This window comes from Halorubrum ezzemoulense DSM 17463 (genome assembly GCF_002114285.1).
Classification (GTDB): Archaea; Halobacteriota; Halobacteria; order Halobacteriales; family Haloferacaceae; genus Halorubrum; species Halorubrum ezzemoulense.
The window spans coordinates 1-17,842 of record NZ_NEDJ01000068.1 but is presented as its reverse complement, the minus strand read 5'-3'; the positions used below and the strand labels follow the sequence as shown (position 1 = coordinate 17,842).

Here is a 17,842-nt window from a genome sequence, read left to right as displayed (position 1 = left end):
TTGCGGAATGGGCACGTACGTGCGGGAGGGAAGTTTCACAGCATACATAATTATATTATAAATGTTCAGTATCTCTGATTTAATCGTTGGATAAAGATTTTTCTTTAGCTTTTTTATCATCTTCTTTTACTTTATCCAACTCAGATTCTATATCGTTGATTTCTGACTTTAATTCTTCAATCTCTGATTGTTGGCTCCGGATAGACGAGTCCAGAGAAAACCCAAACGAAAAAAACAGAACAGCCAAAATGTATATGGCTAAACTCACAGGTATTGGAAGTAATCGGAGGTTTAAACCAGACATATACACCGCTTGCCCCCAAAATGTCGTGAAAATAGCATTTCCCACGCCGTTGAGTACCCACATAACACCGACAAATATGCCTCCAGAAATAAAAGATCGAACAATAAGGCCTCTGTTATCTATCCATTCTTTCATACCAAGTATCGAGTGGTATATCCCCAAAAACAGACTTAAAACCCCTAAACGAGTCGATTTAGACGCAGTTTGAATATGATTCGGATCTTCTGAATCATCTCTATCGTCAGTCATTATAATTGACTAATATTTTCTCTGTGTAAAGAGGTTTGGCTGTCGGCATCGCCGTGCGTAGTGCCGACCTCCGAAAGAAGTCCGTGGAAGTGGTATCTCGGTGCGCTAAGTGTGGCGTTCAATCCTTCAGAAGTCGGTAAACTGCTTGGATTCCTCTTTAGCAGCCTCATCGGACATGTTGACGTAGATCATAGTTGTCTCAAGATCCGTATGTCCCATTAGTTTCTGTAAAGTCGTCACATCTACTTTCTCCAGCTTATCCATTGCGAACGAGTGTCTTAGTATGTGTGGAGTCACTTTATGCTGCTTTTGACCATTAGAATATGTGGCAGACACTTCTTGTATTCCAGCTTTTTTGGCGGCCTTTTTGACCATTTGATTTAGATGAACGCCGGAAATATGCTCACTGTCATTAGTCGGGAAAATGTATTCAGACTCATCAGCATAGGTCGCACTCTCCCGACCGCCGTGGTTCAACCAGCGGTCAAGAAGCAGTCCGGTATCCTCACGAAATCCAACAGTGCGACCTTCGGACTTTCGGGGAGGGATGCGAATGGTGTTGTCACTTTCGTCCACCTGATCGACCTTGGAATGAGTCAATTCTCCCCGTCGAAACCCACAGTCAAACATCAGACGAATAATCAATTCGTTTCGCAGTCGTGGAGGTGGAACATTTTTTATTAGCTGTTTCACTTCTTCAGGTTCGAGGTACGGATATTTATCACCGTCAGATTCTTCGAGGGATTTCTGTTTTTTCGTGTCTCCTCGAAGCATTTCCTTGTCTTCTTTGTCAAATCCATCGTAGGGATTTGCTGGTACATCCGGCATATCCTCGAATCTGTCAGCCATTTTCGCACAATCTTGATAGAACTTCGAGATACCGGAAACGCGTTGAGCAACGGTACTGGCTGCCATACCGTCGTAGATCAAATCTTCTGCGAACATACGCAAATCCGAGGTTTCAGCTTCCCAGATCGTCTTACTCCGCTCGGTGGATAACCAATCTTTCCAGCTGCGAACGTGGCTAATATATCTATCAGCAGTTGATTCACTGGATTTGCCAATATCGGACGTCCGGCGTTTCTTGAATTGCTTTAGGAGCCTCTCGAAGTCCATTAGAAGCCCTCATTGCGGGCGTAAGCTGAGCTATGTTCACCCTCGCCAACCCGAGTTACGAGATTAGTCTCATCTGCCATCTGTCGCAGTATGCTCGCGACCCTCTCTGAATCCTCTCCGATTCTCTCCGCGATTCTCTCCGGGGTTTCCCCGTCTAACCCTTCATCGGATTCAGATTCGGGAAGTTGATCGACAATATCGTTCTTTAGCTCCGCCCGCCCGGTAGAGGTAACAGCCTTCTCTACGTCGGATAGGCGTTCGTCTAAGCCGGAGAGTGTACTTTCCATCCGACTGAGTGAATCTGTAACACGGTCAAGTGCTTCCGTGTTAGCCTCTGTGGTGCGTGGGCTAACCTCTCCCGTATCTCCCCCACTTTCACCGGAAAGTTCGTGTGCGACTGAGGTACGAATTAGATCGGACAGACTGGAATATTCGGGGGAGTCGTCGACTGCGTCGTCCCATTTCTCTTTCTGTGCTGGCGAGACTGTGAGATTAACACGCTTTCTCTCTGGCATTACGATTCGACAGACACACCCGCCATGTATAAAACCTATGTAATACAGACAGGGAACCCGTACAATCCCCATGTCCATGTGCATCGGGGTGTTGAAGTGGCAGTGGTAGAGGTGGGTGCCGGGCACGTCCGCGCCGATCTGGTAGGTGTGCTCCTCGCCGGGCATCACGGTGATCCCCGTCGTGGACGGGACCCCGTCGTCCTTCCACGACTTCGAGACGCCGTGGAAGTGGAGCGTGTGCGGCATCTCCCCGCCGGTGTTGTCGAGGGTGATCGAGAGGTCGTCGCCCTCGGTCGCCCGGAGCACCGGGCCGGGGACGCTCGGCGTCCCGTCGTCGGCCTGGAACGCCCACGTCACCGGCATCTCGACCGGCCCGCCCAGCGATCTCCCGGGGTGGGCCGCGTGTCGGGCGTGGACCGAGCGCAGCGTCACCTCGCGGCCGCGCTCGTCGAGGTCGACGACCTCCGGCGACCCCGTCTCCGGGAGCGTCGGCCCGTCGTCGGTCGCCGGCGGGTCCGCGTCGTCGCCGGCGCTCGCGGTGGTGGTGGCCTCGTTCAGACAGCCCGCCAGCCCGGCGACGCCCGAGAGCCCCGCGGCCTGAAGGATCGTTCGTCGCGCGAAGCCGCCGTCGGAGACGGAGTCGTTCTGCGACATGTCTCAAGCGAGGGGGTGGGGAGAGATAACCCGGACGCGGCTTCCCGGTTCGAGACACGACGAGCGAACCAGTTCGTCCGCGAGCACATAAATGCGGCAGCGACCGCGGCGACCGGATCGCTCAGTCGTCCGCCGGCTCCTCGGCGGCCGCGTTCTCGCCGATGGGCTCGCTGTCCCAGTAGGCGTGGTCGTCGTCCGTCCGGAAGCAGGTCGCCGTGCGCTCCTCGCCGAGGTCGTACCCCGGGGGGGTCGACTCCCGGCAGGCGGCCCGCGCCTCCGGACATCGGGTGTGGAACCGACACCCGCTCGGCGGGTTCCGCGGCGAGGGCACGTCGCCGCGGAGCGTGGTGAACTCCTCGTCTCGCGCGTCCGTGCTCGCTCGCGGGACGCTCGACAGGAGCGCCTTCGTGTACGGGTGGGCGGGGTCGTCGAAGATCTCCTCGACCGGCCCGATCTCGACGATCTCGCCGAGGTACATCACCGCGACGCGGTCGCAGACGTGGCGGACCACGCCGAGGTTGTGCGCGATGAAGAGGAACGTGAGCCCGAAGTCGTCCTGAAGGTCTTCGAGCAGGTTCAGGATCTGGGCCTGAACGCTCACGTCGAGGGCGGACACCGGCTCGTCGAGGACGACGAAGTCGGGGTCCAAGGCGAGCGCGCGGGCGATCCCGATCCGCTGTCGCTGCCCGCCGGAGAATTCGTGGGGGTACCGGTCCATCTGGTCGGCGGACAGCCCGACGCGTTCGAGCAGGTCGCGGGCCGTCTCGCGCCGCTCAGCCCGGTCGGCCACGTCGTGGATCCGCAACCCCTCAGTGACGATGTCGCCGGTGGTCATCCGCGGGTCGAGACTGGAGAACGGGTCCTGGAACACGATCTGGGCGCGCCGGCGGAACTCCGTCAGCTCCCGCGACCCCATGCCCCGCACGTCCTCGCCGTCGAAGGTGATCTCGCCGGCGGTGGGCTCGCGGAGCCGCAACACCGTCTCGCCGGTCGTCGACTTCCCGCAGCCGGACTCGCCGACGAGCCCGAGCGTCTCGCCCTCGCGCACGTCGAAGGAGACGCCGTCGACCGCCTTCACGCTCTCCGACTCCTGTCCGAGCAGGCGGTCGACGAGCGACGGGTCGTCCGCGTAGTACTTTTTCAGCCCGTCGACGGAGAGCAGCGAGTCGCTCACTCGCCGTCACCTCCGTCGGCCGCGACCCCGTCGTCGGGATCGGCGGCGTCGCCCCCGTCGAAGTAGCCGTCGGGGAGCGCGTCGGCCGGGTCGTACTCGCGGTCCGCGAGGACGCACTTGGCGCCGTGGTCGACGGCGGCCTCGACCGTCGCCTCGGGCGGCTTGTCGAGGCACGCCTCCATCGCCTTCGGGCACCGGTCCGCGAAGTAACACCGGTCGCCCATCTCGGCGTCGATCAGGCTCGGGACGTTGCCCGCGATCGGTTCGAGCCGCGCCCGCGGGTCGTCCACGTCCGGGATGGAGCCGAGCAGCCCCCGCGTGTACGGGTGAACGGTGTCCTCGAAGACGGAGTCGAGCGTGCCGCGCTCGACGATCTCGCCGGCGTACATCACGCAGACGCGGTCGCACATCTCGGCGATGACACCGAGGTCGTGGGTGATGAGCACGATGCTCATCCCGCGGTCCGCCTGGATCTCTTTCAGCAGGTTCAGGATCTGCGCCTGGATCGTCACGTCGAGGGCGGTCGTCGGCTCGTCGGCGATCAGCACGTCCGGCTCGCCGGCGAGCGCCTGCGCGATCATCGCGCGCTGGAGCATCCCGCCCGAGAACTGGCCGGGGTACTCGTCGACGCGCTCCTCGGGGTCGGGGATCCCGACCTGCCCGAGCAGCTCGACCGCCCGGTCCATGCTCTCCTCGCTCGTGTAGTCGCGACCGGGGACGATCCCGTCGAGGAGGTACTTCCCGAGCCCGTACCCCTGCGTCCGCGAGCGCGTCGAGCGGGGGTTCGCCCGCGCCCGCCGCTGCACCTCGACCGCCTCGGCGATCTGTTCGCCGACGGTGATCGAGGGGTTGAAGCTGCTCATCGGGTCCTGGAAGATGACGCTGAACGAGGGGCCGCGCAGCGACCGCCGGACGCTGGGCGGCACGGTCCGGAGGTCGACGTGGTCGCCGTCGACCCCGACCCCCTCGGTCCCGCGGAACTCCTCGGCGAGGTCGGGGTCGCGGTACCACACCTCGCCGGCGGTGATCCGGCCCGGGGTCTCGACGAGGTCGACGAGCGACAGCGCCGTCACGGACTTGCCGGAGCCGGACTCGCCGACCACGCCGAGGATCTCGTCCTCGCGGAGGTCGAACGACGCCGACTCCACCGCGTTGATCTGCCCCTCTTCGGTGAAGAAGCGGGTCGAGAGGTCCCGGACCGACAGCACGTCGCCGGGCGCGGGCGCCCCGCTCGGCGTCGCCGCGCCGAGGCGTCCGGCGTCGGCGGTCGCGGCGGGGTCGCTCGCCCCGCCGTCGGTCGCCGCGGTCGGCTCGCTCCCCGCCGGGTCGTCGTCCGGCCGCTCGGCGTCCCTCATGCGGCACCCCCTTCGCCCTCGATACCGGGGTCCAAGGCGTCACGCAGCCAGTCGCCGAGCAGATTGATCCCGATCACCGACAGCATGATCGCGAGCCCGGGGATGGAGGCGATCCACCACTGGCCGGAGGAGACGTAGTCGCGCCCCTGCGCGATGTCGAAGCCCCACGACAGCGTGGTCCCGGAGAAGCCGAGGAACGACAGCGAGCTCTCCAAGAGGATGATCGCCGCCACCTGCACCGTCCCGAGGACGATGATCGGCGTGATCGCGTTCGGGAGGACGTGCCGGAGGATGATCGTGTTGTCGCCGGCGCCGAGCGCGCGCGACGCCTTCACGTACTCCTGCCCGCGCAGGGAGAGCGCCTCCCCGCGGGCGACGCGGGCGAACCACACCCAGTTGACGAGGCCGACGACGATCACCACCGTTATGGGCAATACGAAGCTGCTCGGCATCTCCGGCGCGAGGCCAGCGACGACGAACGGGTCGGGGACGTTCACCGCCGCGCGGCCCCACAGCCCGATCAGCGCGACCGCCAACACGAGCGAGGGGAACGCGAGGCTGATGTCCGCGATCCGCATCAGCGCGTCGTCGACCCGTCCGCGGTGGTAGCCGGCGAGCAGGCCGACCGGCACCCCGATCGACGCCGCCAAGAGCGTCCCGAGGACGCCGACGACGAGCGAGGTCCGGGCGCCGTACACCACTCGCGAGAACATGTCGCGACCGAGCCCGTCGGTGCCGAACACGTGGGCCGGGTCCGCGGTGATCTCGACCTCCTCGGTGACGGTCTGGATCTCGCCGTCGACCATCTGCGAGGAGGTCCGCTCCTCCGTCTGCGAGAAGCCGATCGGCGGCAGCTCGCTCTGGTTGAGCTGTTGGTCGTTCGGGTTGTGGGGCGCGATGAACGGGGCGAACACGGCGGCCAACACGATGATCACCACCAGCGCCAGCCCGAGCTTCGCGAGCCCGCTCTGTCTGAACTCCTTCTTGAGATTGCGAATGACACGTGAAGAGACCATGTTAGTCGGTCACCACCTCCGGGTCGAGGTAGGCGTACACAACGTCGACGAGGATGTTGACGAGGACGAAACTCGTCCCGATGACGATGAGGCTCCCCTGGAGCGCGGGCCAGTCCCGCTGGTTGATGCTCTCGATGACCAGCGTGCCGAGCCCGGGCCAGGAGAACACCGCCTCGGTGATCACGGCGCCGCCGATCAGCGTCCCGAGCTGGAGTCCGAGGACGGTGATCACGGGGATGAGGGTGTTCCGGAGCGCGTGTTTGTATCGGATCAGCGTCCGCGGGAGCCCCTTGGCGCGCGCGGCCTGAACGTAGCCCTGGCTGAGTTCGTCCAGCATCCCGGACCGCGTCAGCCGGGTGATGAGCGCCATGAAGTAGGTCCCCAAGGCGATCGCGGGCAGCGTGATGTACGCGAGCCACGTCAGCAGCGTCCCGACGAACGGCTCGGCGTTGACGACCGAGAGGGCGACGTCGCCGACGTCGACCCCACGGCCGCTGGTGTTGAAGATGTTGAACTCCACCGCGAAGATCAGGATGAGCATGATCCCGAGCCAGAAGTTCGGCGTCGAGATGCCGCCGAGCGACAGCAGTGTCGCGCCGTAGTCGACCGGGTCGTTCCGGTTCGTGGCGCTGATCACGCCGAGCGGGATCGCCAAGACGATCGCCACGACGCTCGCGGCGACAGCGAGTTCCACGGTGGCGGGGAGGCGTTCGAAGACGAGGGTCGTGACCTCCTGCCCGCGGATGTAGGACCGGCCCATGTCGCCCTGGAGCAGCTCGAAGACGTACCGTCCGTACTGGACGTACAGCGGCTGGTCGAGCCCCAGTTCGGCGGCGATCGCCTGCCGCGTCTCCTGTGACGCGTCGAGCGGCGCGACCGCGTTGATCGGGCTCCCGGGGGTGACGAACCGGAGCGCGAACACGACCGTGATGACGCCCCAGACGACGCCGATCCCCTGGAGGCTTCTTTTGAGTGCGAATCTGCCGAGTGACATTACTAACGATATGGAGAGGTGAGTCGCGTTACTGCTGGGTCGCCGTGTCCGGGTCGATGAACTCGTCGGCCCGCGGTTCCCAGGAGATGTCGCTGGAGACGCCGTAGACGCTGAACTGCTGGTGCATGAACACCCACGGCGCGAGGTCGTGGGCGAGCTGGTTCGCCTCCTGGAGGATGTCGACGCGCTCGTCGGGGTCCTCGGTCGCCTCGGCGTCCGTGAGCAGCCCGTCGAGCTCGTCGTTTTTCAGCACCGTCAGCGCGCCCTCGGAGGAGAGCAGCGGCGTCAGCGTCTGGCTGCCGTCGAACTCCGCGTTCCCCCACCCGAGGAGGTTGAAGTGCGGGCGGTCCTCGATGTTCGGCGCGGTGACGTCCTGAACGAGCGAAGAGAACTCACGCTGTTCGACCTCACAGGAGACGTTCGACAGCGAGTCGATCTGGCTGGCGGCCGCCTGCGCGATCTGGCCGTCGCGGAGGTACCGGCCGATCGGCGTCTCAAGCGTGATTTCGACGCCCGCGTGCCCCGACTCCTCGACGAGCCGCTCGGCCTCGTCGGGGTCGTACGGATACGGGTCGATGTCGGGGTTGTAGCCGACGTGGCCGTCGAGGGTCGGCTGGGAGGTGATGTTGCCGAAGCCGTTGAGCACGTTCTCGATGATACTCTCGACATCGACCGCGTGGTTCATCGCCTGCCGGAACTGCTGGCTGGAGAACGGCTCCACGTCGTAGCGCATCTGGAGGAAGATGATCCGCGCGCTCGCAACGGAGTTGATCGTCGCCACGTCGGAGCTGTTCACCCGCGACACCTCGTTCGGCGGTACGTTCGTCACGATGTCCGTCTCCTCCGCGAGCAGCTGGTTGACCCGCGTGCTCGACTCGCTGGAGGCGGTCATGGTGAGCTCGTCGACCTCGGGCGCGCCGTCCCAGTACTCCTCGTTGGGCTCGTAGACGACTTGGTTCCCCGACTCGTAGTTCGTGAGGCGGAACGGCCCCGTCCCGTTGGCGTTCCGGTTGATGTAGTCGCCGCCGTTCTCCTCGACCCACGACTGCTGCATGATCGGGCCGTTCGTCGCGAACAGCTGGAAGGCGATCGGGTTGAACCCCTCGAAGGAGACCGTCACCTGCCCGTCGCCGGTCGTCACCTCGTCGACCAGGCCGAGGTCGTTGGACTGCGGGCTGACGATCCCGACGTCCTCGAAGACGATCCGGCGGATGCTGTACCGGACGTCCTGCGGCGTGACCTCGTCGCCGTTGTGGAAAGTGATCCCGTCGCGCAGCATGAACTGGACGCTGCCGTCCTCGGTGCGCTCCCACTCGTTGGCGAGGCCGGCGATGATGCCGCCCTCCTTGTCGCGGTCGAGGAGGCCCTCGTACAGCTGGCCGACGATGATCTCGGTGTTCGTCTCGGCGTGGTCCTGCGGGTCGAGCCCGGAGTCCATCTGGCCCATGGTGACGCCGAGTTCGAAGCTGTCGCCGCCGCCGTCGCCACCGTCACCGTCACCGCCGTCGCCGTCACCGTCGCCGCCGTCGCCGCCGTCGCCGCCTCCGGAACAGCCTGCGAGACCGACAGAACCGGCCGTTCCGGCGTACTTGAGCACCGTCCGCCTGTCGACATGATCGTCGTTGTCAGTAGGCATAGGCGATCCCATACGATAGAGAGTTATGAACCTACCGGCAGACCCGGCCCCTTTCGGCCCGACTGCCAACGGTCCGTCGACGGTAGCGCAGACGGGTCGGGGGCGAGCGCGGGTACGCGGGACAGGCACGATACGAGTCGGAAACCGACGCTTATGTACGGACGTGGGCGATAGCCGCGCGACATGGACGTACCCGATCCCGGACCGCGGTGGGGAGCGGTCGAGGAGGACGCGGAGTCGACGGCAGCGGCGTACCGAGAGCGCGGCTGGACCGCCGTCGCCGGACACCCCGGACAAGTGAACCCGGTCGCCGACGCGGCCCGCGTCGACGTGTTGTTACCGGAGTCGGAGTTCGAGGCGGCGCTCGAGGCGGTCGACGAGGCCGCGATCGACGGCGTCGACGTGTACGCGGGCGCCGCGGACGGCGTCGCGTACCGGCTGGTGGTCGCGACCGACGAGGCGGCGGAGGTGGCGCTCTGTATTCCGACGTACATCGGCGACGAAGACCTCGCCTCGCTGCGCGCGGCCGCGGCGGCGAACGGCGCGCTCACGGTCCGGCTGCGCCCGCTCGACGACCGCGACCACGTCGCGATCGCGATCGACGACCCCGCGGTGTTCTTCGACGCGCCCGAGTCGTGAGAACCACACTCGTGGGGTGTTCTCCCCGCGTGTGACTTCGACATGTTCATACTTGTGCGATCGCGATCATTAGTATGAACCGCGCAGAGAAGGCGGCCCTCCAGCTACAGGCGGTCGCCGTGTTGCGGATGCTGAAGGAGACGCGAACGTACGAGGAGCTGTCCGCGGTGACCGGGCTGCCCGCTGGCGACCTGAACCGGTACGTGAACGGGCACGTCCTGCCCGGCACCGACCGCGCGAGCGAGGTGGTCGAGTCGGTCGGGCGCGAGGCGCTCGCCGACGAGCTGGTCGCGCGCGTCGAGTTCGACGACGAAGGCTACGTCGACAACTCCGGCGTCGTCTTCGACCAGTCGTTCCTCGACCTCGTGGCGCCTGTGGCGGCGGAGACGTTCGAGTTCGAGTCGCCGGACGTGGTGTTGACGGCCGCGACGGACGGGATCACGCTCGGCGCGGCGATGGCCTCCTTCTTCGACGCACGCCTGGCGTACGCGAAGAAGTCGAAGGAGACCGCCGTCGAGGAGTTCATCGAGTCGCGCCAGCGGCTCGCTTCGGGCATCGAGCTCACCTACTACCTCCCCGCGAGCGCCATCGACGCCGGCGACACGGTGTTGGTCGTCGACGACCTGATCCGGTCGGGCGAGACTCAAGAGCTCCTCTTGGACATCGCGCTCCAAGGCGACGCTGACGTTACCGGCGTGTTCGCGCTCATCGCCGTTGGCGACGAGGGGATGGACCGCGCGCGAGCGATCACCGACGCGCCGGTCGGCGCGCTGACCACGTTCGAGTAGCCACGTTCGCGCATACTCTTCGAGAATAAACAGGACTTTTTCGCGTTTTAATGCGCGTTCGTGTATATCTGAGCGCTTCGTTCAGCAAAGCTTATCACTCGATCCCGGGGAACATCTACCTGTTCAATGGGCCTTTCAGACACGCTCGCCGAGCGGTTCGACGTGGAGTCGCACGGGTCGGACGTCCGCACCGAACTGGTCGCCGGGCTCACGACGTTCCTCGCGATGTCGTACATCATCGTCGTGAACCCGTTCATCCTGGCCGACGCGATCCAGATCCCCGGGTACGAGTTCTTCGAGGTGGTCCAGATGATCGCCATCGCGACCGTCCTCTCGGCGGCGGTGGGGACGGCCGTGATGGCGCTGTACGCGAACCGGCCGTTCGGGCTCGCGCCCGGGCTCGGGCTCAACGCCTTCTTCGCGTACACCGTCGTGCTGGGGCTCGGCGTGCCGTGGCAGACGGCGCTGGCCGCCGTCTTCGTCGAGGGGGTCCTGTTCATACTCCTGACCCTCGTCGGCGCGCGCGAGTACGTCATCCGGCTGTTCCCGGAGCCGGTGAAGCGCTCGGTCGGGGCCGGCATCGGCCTGTTCCTGCTTTTCATCGGGCTTCAGGAGCTCCAGATCGTCGTGCCGGACGAGGCGACGCTGGTCACGCTCGGCGGCGTCTTCGCGAACCCGTGGGCGATCCTCGGGGTCTTGGGGCTGGTGCTGACGTTCGTGCTGTGGGCGCGGAACGTCACGGGCGCCATCGTCATCGGCATCGCGACCACCTCGATTGCCGGCTGGGCGCTCACTCTCGGCGGCGTCTTCGCCCGCGGGACGGTCACGCCGGAGACGCTGCCGTCGGCGCAGTACGACATCACGCCGCTCGCGGGCGCGTTCGTCGACGGGCTGGCGAACATCGACCCGCTCACGTTCGTGCTGGTCGTGTTCACGTTCTTCTTCGTGGACTTCTTCGACACCGCGGGGACGCTCATCGGCGTCTCGCAGTTCGGCGACTTCCTCGACGATGACGGCGACCTCCCCGACATGGACAAGCCGCTGATGGCCGACGCCGTCGGGACCACCTTCGGCGCGATGGTCGGCACCTCGACGGTGACGACGTTCATCGAGTCGTCCGCGGGCGTCGAGGAGGGCGGTCGCACCGGGCTCACCGCCCTGGTCGTCGCCGCGCTGTTCCTCGCGTCGCTCGCCGTGATCCCCGTCGTCGCCGCGATCCCCGAGTACGCCTCCTTCATCGCGCTGATCGTCGTCGGCGTGATGATGCTTCAGGGGCTCGTCGAGGTCGACTGGGACGATCCCGCGTGGGCCGTCTCCGCCGGGCTCACGGTCACCGTGATGCCGTTCGCCTACTCCATCGCCGACGGACTGGCGGCCGGTATCGTCGCGTACCCGATCATCAAGCTCGCGGTCGGCGAGGGCGACGAGGTCGCGCTCGGGCAGTACGCCATCGCCGCGCTGCTGGCGGTCTACTACGTCCTCTCGACCGCCGATCTCATCCTCTGAGCGGGGCCGGGCGGGGCTCCTCCGGGCGCCTCGGCGGAGTCCTCTTGAAGCGTCGGAACGCAGACGGGAATGAGCGATCCGACCCATGTCTGACGCACCCGACGACGCCGACCGTTCCGTGACCGTCGCGGACCGCGAGGGACACGCGGGCGATCCGGTCCGCGAACTCGCGCTCGACTGCGTCGTGGCCGGCATCGAGGCGGCGCACCCGGCCGGAGTGGTCGACGACGCCCTCGCGCTGGACGGCGACCGGCTGACGGTCGCGGGCGTCGAGGACGCGAGCACGGCCCACGACGACGCGACGGCCGCCTACGACCTCGCCGCGTACGACCGCGTGCTGGTCGTCGGGGCGGGCAACGCGGCGGGCCACTTCGCGGCCGCGGTCGAGCGGCTCCTCGGCGGCCGGATAGCTGAGGGCGCGGTAGTCACGGACGACCCCGTCGAGACCGAGCGGGTCGCCGTCCTCCCCGGCGACCACCCGACGCCGAGCGAGACGGGCGTCGAGAGCGCCCGTCGGGTGCGGGCGCTCACGGCCGACGCCGGCGCCGACGACCTCGTGATTGGCCTGCTCACGGGCGGCGGGAGCGCGCTGCTGGCCGCGCCCGCCGACGGGATCGGGCTTGACGACCTGCGCGAGACGACCGAGGCGCTGCTGGCCAGCGGCGCGACTATCGACGAGATCAACGCGGTCCGCAAACACCTCTCGGCGGTGAAGGGGGGACGGCTGGCCCGGGCGGCCGCCCCCGCCGACGTCCTCGGCCTCGCGATCAGCGACGTGACCGGCGACGACCCGGCGGTGATCGCGAGCGGCCCGCTCTCGCCCGACCCGACGACCTACGCGGACGCGAACGCGGTCCTCGACCGGTACGGGGTCGACACCCCGGACGCCGTGACCGCGCGGCTCGACCGCGGCGCCGCAGGCGAGGTCGCGGAGACCCCCGAGACGGGCGACCCGGCGTTCGACGGCGTCGGGGTCCGGATCGTCGCGAGCGCGCGGACGGCCCTGAACGCGGCCCGGGAGGTCGCCGCGGCGCGGGGGTACGACCCGCTCGTGCTCTCCTCGCGGGTGCGCGGCGAGGCGCGGGAGGCGGCGAAGACCCACGCGGCGGTCGCCGAGGAGTGCCGGGCGGCGGGCGACCCGGTCGCTCCGCCCGCGGTCCTCCTCTCGGCCGGCGAGGTGACGGTGACGCTCGGCGCGGACCCCGGCGAGGGCGGGCCGAACGGGGAGTTCGCGCTGTCGGCGGCGGCCGAGCTCGACGCGTCGGGGCGCGACGGCGAGGGGATCGCCGTCGCGAGCGTCGACACCGACGGTATCGACGGCGCGACGGACGCGGCCGGCGCGCTGATCGACGACCGCCTCGTCGGCGACGGCCCCGAGGCCACCCTGAGCCGCGATGCGGCCGCGGCCGCGCTCGACGAGCACGACGCGTACCCGCTGCTCGACGGGGCGGACGCGCTGGTCCGCACGGGACCGACCGGGACGAACGTCAACGACCTGCGCGCGGTGGTGGTCGGCGGACGCGTTGCGGGGTCTGAGGCGAGCGGATCGCGTTCGGAAGGGACTAAGTGACGGCCGGCGAATTTTGCGGCATGCAGACGCTGCTCCTCAACGCAGACGACGTAGACGAGAACGCCGAGATGGACCGGGTAATCGACGCGGTCCGCGGCGCGTTCACCGCCTACGAGCGCGGCGACGCCAAGATGCCGGCGAAGTCGTACATCGATCTGCCCGAGTACAACGGCGACTTCCGGTCGATGCCCGCCTACCTCGATGTCCGTGAGGAGGACGTCGCCGAGGAGACGGCGACCGGCGACGGGTGGGACGCAGCCGGGATCAAGTGGGTGAACGTCCACACCGACAACCCCGCCGACCACGACCTCCCGACCGTGATGGGGACGATGATCTACTCTGACCCCGAGACGGCGTTCCCGCTGGCGGTCCGCGACGGGACGACGCTGACGATGAAACGCACCGGCGCGGCCGCCGCGGTCGCGACCGACCACCTCGCCGTCCCCGACGCGAGTTCGCTCGGGATCGTCGGCGCCGGCGTCCAGTCGTACACCCAACTCGAAGCGATCTCGACGGTGCGGGACATCGAGGAGGTCGTCGTGAGCGACCTCGACGAGGAGCGCGTCGCCGACTTCCTCGACGCCTTCGGGGGCCGGTTCGACGTGCGCGCGGGCTCGGTCTCGGAGGCGGGCCACTGCGATATCCTCTCGACGGTGACGCCGGTCGAGAGTCCGATCGTCGGTCCCGAGGACGTGGGCGACCACACGCACGTCAACGCGATGGGCGCGGACGCGGAGGGGAAACACGAGCTCGCGGACGACCTCCTCGTCGACGCCACGGTCGTCATCGACGACCACGAGCAGTGCACCCACTCGGGCGAGATCAACGTCCCCTACGCCGCGGGGACGCTCACCGACGAGGACATCTACGGCGAGATCGGCGAGATAGTCGTCGGCCGTCGGGCGGGCCGTCCCGGGACGCCGGGGACCCCCGCCGACGCCGACGGCGTGAGCGGCGTCAGCGTCTTCGACTCGACGGGGCTCGCGATTCAGGACGTGGCGGCCGCGCGCGTCGTCTACGAGCGCGCCGACGAGCTGGACAACGGGTACCCGTTCGACCTGCTGGGCCTCGACGGCTGAACGACGGGCCGCTTTTGTCTCCTCGCCGCGTACGCCGGCCGTGAGACTCGTCAGCGTCGCGGCGCTCGCGGAGAACCGGGTGATCGGGAGAGACGGCGAGGTGCCGTGGCCGCACATCGAGGCGGACGTGCGGCAGTACCGCGAGCGCGTCGCGGAGTCACCGGTGATTCTCGGCCGACGCACGTTCGACTCGATGCGCGGCGACCTGCCCGGACGCCGCCAGATCGTCGTGAGCCGGAGCGTCGACGCGGTCGACGCGCCGACGGCGCTCGTCGCGAGCGGCGTCGAGGAGGCGCTCGCGGCGGCCCGCGACATCGTCGGGGACGCCCCCGCCGAGCGGGAGCGCGTGCCCGCCGAGACCAGTCCGGCGTCGGGGCCGGTCGAGGCGTCGGACCAGGGGGACGAGACGGTCTACGTCCTCGGCGGCGGCGGCATTTACGAGCTGTTCCAGCCGCACCTCGACGGGATGGCCCTCAGCCACGTCGAGGGCGCGTTCGACGGGGACACGTACTACCCGGCGTGGGACGAGGCGGAGTGGGACGTGGCCGAAGAGACGGCGTACGACCGGTTCACGCTGCGCGAGTGGGTCCGTCGGGCGCGCTAAGCGGGTTTCTCTCGGCCTTTTTGATCGCCCGCGACAGCGACTACGCCCCGCCGTCGCGCTCGGCCGCGTAGCGTTCGAGCTGGACGGCGGTGCTGTCGGCGAGGCGCTCGACCGCGGACTCGACCCCGTGCTCGCGGGCGTCAACCGACGCCTCGGCGGCGAGCGTCCGGACCGTGTCGAACGGACCGATCCGCGCGCCCGTCGTGGCCGCCGCGTCCTCGGCGTCGAGCAGCTGGTCTATCGCGGTGCGGTAGCCGGGGTTCTCGTCGAACCACCCCTGGCGGTCGAGCCGGTCGATCGCGCCCTCGTGGACCGGGAAGTAGCCGGTCTCGCGGTGCCAGCGCGCCTGCCGTTCCGGGGCCGCGAGCCAGGCGAGGAACGCCGCGGCGGCGCGCTGCTCCGCCGGCGACGCGCCGTCCGCGACCCACAGCGATCCCCCGCCGACGACGACGCCGTGCCGCTCGTCGGCGACCGGGAAGTAGCCGACGCCGACCGGGAAGGAGGCGCCCTCCCGCACGTCGACCATCGCGGAGGTGGAGCCGATGAGCATTCCGGCGCGCCCCTCCTGGAACGCCTCGCGGGCCTGCCCGCGGGCCTCGATGCCGGGGTCGTGGTACAGGCCGTCGGCGGCCATCTCGGCGATCCAACGGTAGATCCGCTCGCCGACGGGTCCGTCGAACCGGCTCTCCGCCGGCGTGCCGCCCCGACCGTTGTCGGCGTCGACGAGGGGTTCGCCGGCCTCGGCGAACCACTGCTCGATAAACCACGAGTACGTCGCGAACGTGATCCCCGTCTCGGTCGCGCCGCGCTCGACGAGCCGCTCGGCGCAGCGCCGGACCTCGTCGAACGTCTCGGGCGGGTCGTCGGGGTCCAGTCCGGCCCGCTCGAACGCCGCCCGGTCGTAGTACAGCACGGGCGTCGACGCGTTGAACGGCATCGAGTGGAGCACCCCGTCCGTCCGGTAGTAGTTCGCGACGGGGTCGAGCAGGTCGTCGGCGTCGAGGGCGACGCCGGAACCGCTCGCGGCGGCGGGCCCGCCTCGGGCGACGCGCCCGGATTCGGCGTCGAGGAGGCGCTCGACGGGCGTGAACGCCCCGCTGTCGAGCGCGCGCTGGGTGCCGATCTCGTAGAGGTGGGCGATCGCCGGCGGCTCGCCCCGGTCCGCCGCCGCGAGCGTCGCCTGGAACGCGCCGCGGTAGCTTCCCTTCGAGGCGGGGCGGACCGCGACCCCGTCGGTCTGAGCGGCGAACTCGGCGGCGAACTCGTCGAGGAGCCGCGCCTTGCGGCCGCCGAACGCGTGCCAGAAGTCGAGGACGACCGCGTCGTCGTCGGCGGTCCCGTCGGCGTCGTACGCGTCGAGCGCGTCGTCTAAGGTCCCGGTCCGGTCGGCGAGCGTCGACGCGCCGGCGGCCACCTCCGCCAGCGACGTCTTCTGCGCGTGCGCGACCGCGGTGGCGTCGCCCGCGTCCGCGGCCGTCTCCTCGGCGAGGTCGCCGACCGACTCGACGGCGTCGACCACCGCCTCGATCGAGGTCGCCTGGTCGTCGGTCGCGTCGCGGATCTCCGCGACGCCGCTCGTCGTCTCCGAGACGTCGTCGGCGAGGTCGGTGAACGCCTCCAGCGCCGCCTCGGCCGTGCGGATCCCCTCGTCGGCGCGCTCGCGCATCTCGGCCATCTCGTCGACGGTCGCGTCCGTCTCCGCGCGAACCGACCGTATCGACGACTCGATCTCGCCGGTCGCCTCTCGCGCCTCCTCCGCGAGGCCCTTGACCTCCTCGGCGACCACCTCGAAGCCGGCCCCGGCCTCGCCGGCGCGGGCGGCCTCGATCGAGGCGTTGAGCGCGAGGATGTTCGTCTCGTCGGCGATGTCCTGGATCAGGTCGGTGACGTCCTCGATCGCCGCGACCTCCGACTCCAGCGTTTCGACCCGTTCGAGGGCCTCCTCGGTCCGCTCGTCGACGACGCGGAGGTCCTCGATCGCGGCCGTCGCGGCGTCGGTCCCCTCGTCGGCCCGCTCGGCGACGTCGGCCGCGGTCTCGGCCACCTGGTCCGCGGAGGCGGCGACCTCCTCGGTGGCGGCCGAGACGGTCTGGAGCTCGCTCGTCGCGGCCGCGATGTCGTCGCGCTGGCGGGTCGCGGCCGACTCGATCTCGTCGACCGCGGCGTACACCTCCTCGCTCTGGTCTTTCGCCCGGTCGACGTTCGACCGGACGTGCTCGGTCGCGCCAGCGACCTCGTCGCCGAAGCCGTCGGCGTCGGACACCGTCTCCGCGACCCCCTCGACGAACTCGTTGAGCGTCGCCGCGAGCGCCGCCGCCTCGCCGTCGGTCTCCGCGGCCGGGAACCGGGCCCCGAGGTCGCCGTCGGCGAGCCGCTCCGCGACCTCCCGGAACGCCTCGGCCGGCACGTCGCCGTCGGACGTTCCCGACGGGTGCGCCGCCTCCGACGAGACGCCGCCGTCGGTGGTCGCGTCGGGGTCTGTCGTCGAGCGGTCTCCGTCGGCGGCACCGCGATCGGACGTGCCGCGATCGGAGCCTGTGCGTGCGTCGTCACTGTTCATTTGTCGTCACTCTCCGGCCGGGGTACATAAGATCGAGAGTCAGATTATTCCGACTGATAGCGACCGCGCGGACGGGAGGGGCG

15 protein-coding genes are annotated in these 17,842 nt (G+C 67.7%); 6 read left to right on the top strand and 9 right to left on the bottom strand.

The window, feature by feature from the left end:
- Positions 1–79 precede the first annotated feature (79 nt).
- The 8 genes from B9H04_RS18245 to B9H04_RS14650 form a co-directional block, all read right to left on the bottom strand.
- Positions 80–553, bottom strand: coding sequence for a hypothetical protein (locus B9H04_RS18245; RefSeq protein WP_139835110.1), 474 nt, complete (start codon positions 551–553; stop codon positions 80–82).
- Positions 554–679: 126 nt separating this feature from the next.
- Entirely contained in the window at positions 680–1,669 is a 990-nt protein-coding gene (locus B9H04_RS14680; RefSeq protein ID WP_080508576.1) for a tyrosine-type recombinase/integrase, read from the bottom strand.
- A complete protein-coding gene (locus tag B9H04_RS19275; RefSeq protein ID WP_248648649.1) occupies positions 1,669–2,838 on the bottom strand; it encodes a multicopper oxidase domain-containing protein in 1,170 nt (389 codons plus the stop codon). Before B9H04_RS19275 ends, B9H04_RS14680 begins: the two co-directional genes overlap by 1 nt.
- Positions 2,839–2,959: 121 nt before the next feature.
- On the bottom strand, positions 2,960–4,012 hold the full coding sequence (locus B9H04_RS14670; RefSeq protein WP_049931402.1) for an ABC transporter ATP-binding protein: 1,053 nt from the start codon (positions 4,010–4,012) through the stop codon (positions 2,960–2,962).
- Positions 4,009–5,367, bottom strand: a complete 1,359-nt coding sequence (locus B9H04_RS14665; RefSeq protein WP_248648648.1) for an ABC transporter ATP-binding protein — start codon at positions 5,365–5,367, stop codon at positions 4,009–4,011. The genes B9H04_RS14670 and B9H04_RS14665 overlap by 4 nt, the downstream gene beginning before the upstream one ends.
- Positions 5,364–6,383 carry an ABC transporter permease gene (locus B9H04_RS14660; protein WP_049931401.1) on the bottom strand — a complete coding sequence of 340 codons (1,020 nt, stop codon included), beginning with the start codon at positions 6,381–6,383 and terminating at the stop codon, positions 5,364–5,366. The genes B9H04_RS14665 and B9H04_RS14660 overlap by 4 nt, the downstream gene beginning before the upstream one ends.
- A gap of 1 nt (position 6,384) precedes the next feature.
- A complete protein-coding gene (locus B9H04_RS14655) occupies positions 6,385–7,377 on the bottom strand; it encodes an ABC transporter permease (RefSeq protein WP_049931400.1) in 993 nt (330 codons plus the stop codon).
- A 28-nt stretch (positions 7,378–7,405) separates the two neighbouring features.
- On the bottom strand, positions 7,406–9,013 hold the full coding sequence (locus B9H04_RS14650; protein ID WP_085682824.1) for an ABC transporter substrate-binding protein: 1,608 nt from the start codon (positions 9,011–9,013) through the stop codon (positions 7,406–7,408).
- 183 nt (positions 9,014–9,196) lie between these two features.
- Between B9H04_RS14650 and B9H04_RS14645 the strand changes: the two genes are divergently transcribed.
- The 6 genes from B9H04_RS14645 (at position 9,197) to B9H04_RS14620 (ending at position 15,199) form a co-directional block, all read left to right on the top strand.
- Entirely contained in the window at positions 9,197–9,652 is a 456-nt protein-coding gene (locus B9H04_RS14645; RefSeq protein WP_049931398.1) for a DUF7529 family protein, read from the top strand.
- Positions 9,653–9,726: 74 nt separating this feature from the next.
- Positions 9,727–10,440: a phosphoribosyltransferase family protein gene (locus B9H04_RS14640; RefSeq protein WP_004598137.1), complete on the top strand. Its 714-nt coding sequence runs from the start codon at positions 9,727–9,729 to the stop codon at positions 10,438–10,440.
- 126 nt (positions 10,441–10,566) lie between these two features.
- The gene (locus tag B9H04_RS14635) at positions 10,567–11,946 is read left to right on the top strand and encodes an NCS2 family permease (protein WP_049931397.1); all 1,380 of its coding nucleotides are present in this window, start codon (positions 10,567–10,569) and stop codon (positions 11,944–11,946) included.
- Positions 11,947–12,031: 85 nt separating this feature from the next.
- Positions 12,032–13,516 (top strand): glycerate kinase type-2 family protein, encoded by a 1,485-nt coding sequence (locus B9H04_RS14630; RefSeq protein ID WP_049931396.1) that lies wholly within the window; start codon positions 12,032–12,034, stop codon positions 13,514–13,516.
- 20 nt (positions 13,517–13,536) lie between these two features.
- Entirely contained in the window at positions 13,537–14,595 is a 1,059-nt protein-coding gene (locus B9H04_RS14625) for an ornithine cyclodeaminase family protein (RefSeq protein WP_085682823.1), read from the top strand.
- Between the two features lie 40 nt (positions 14,596–14,635).
- Positions 14,636–15,199, top strand: a complete 564-nt coding sequence (locus tag B9H04_RS14620) for a dihydrofolate reductase (protein WP_049931394.1) — start codon at positions 14,636–14,638, stop codon at positions 15,197–15,199.
- A gap of 40 nt (positions 15,200–15,239) precedes the next feature.
- On the opposite strand, the gene B9H04_RS14615 is transcribed toward B9H04_RS14620, so the two are convergent.
- A complete protein-coding gene (locus B9H04_RS14615; RefSeq protein ID WP_049931393.1) occupies positions 15,240–17,759 on the bottom strand; it encodes an extracellular solute-binding protein in 2,520 nt (839 codons plus the stop codon).
- Positions 17,760–17,842: the final 83 nt, after the last annotated feature.

Excerpts from the sequence above, each read along its gene's own strand:
- B9H04_RS18245 (WP_139835110.1), bottom strand. The coding sequence starts at position 553 with ATGACTGACGATAGAGATGATTCAGAAGATCCGAATCATATTCAAACT.
- B9H04_RS14680 (WP_080508576.1), bottom strand. The coding sequence starts at position 1,669 with ATGGACTTCGAGAGGCTCCTAAAGCAATTCAAGAAACGCCGGACGTCC.
- B9H04_RS19275 (WP_248648649.1), bottom strand. The coding sequence starts at position 2,838 with ATGTCGCAGAACGACTCCGTCTCCGACGGCGGCTTCGCGCGACGAACG.
- B9H04_RS14665 (WP_248648648.1), bottom strand. The coding sequence starts at position 5,367 with ATGAGGGACGCCGAGCGGCCGGACGACGACCCGGCGGGGAGCGAGCCG.
- B9H04_RS14660 (WP_049931401.1), bottom strand. The coding sequence starts at position 6,383 with ATGGTCTCTTCACGTGTCATTCGCAATCTCAAGAAGGAGTTCAGACAG.
- B9H04_RS14655 (WP_049931400.1), bottom strand. The coding sequence starts at position 7,377 with ATGTCACTCGGCAGATTCGCACTCAAAAGAAGCCTCCAGGGGATCGGC.
- B9H04_RS14650 (WP_085682824.1), bottom strand. The coding sequence starts at position 9,013 with ATGCCTACTGACAACGACGATCATGTCGACAGGCGGACGGTGCTCAAG.
- B9H04_RS14645 (WP_049931398.1), top strand. The coding sequence starts at position 9,197 with ATGGACGTACCCGATCCCGGACCGCGGTGGGGAGCGGTCGAGGAGGAC.
- B9H04_RS14640 (WP_004598137.1), top strand. The coding sequence starts at position 9,727 with ATGAACCGCGCAGAGAAGGCGGCCCTCCAGCTACAGGCGGTCGCCGTG.
- B9H04_RS14635 (WP_049931397.1), top strand. The coding sequence starts at position 10,567 with ATGGGCCTTTCAGACACGCTCGCCGAGCGGTTCGACGTGGAGTCGCAC.
- B9H04_RS14630 (WP_049931396.1), top strand. The coding sequence starts at position 12,032 with ATGTCTGACGCACCCGACGACGCCGACCGTTCCGTGACCGTCGCGGAC.
- B9H04_RS14625 (WP_085682823.1), top strand. The coding sequence starts at position 13,537 with ATGCAGACGCTGCTCCTCAACGCAGACGACGTAGACGAGAACGCCGAG.
- B9H04_RS14615 (WP_049931393.1), bottom strand. The coding sequence starts at position 17,759 with ATGAACAGTGACGACGCACGCACAGGCTCCGATCGCGGCACGTCCGAT.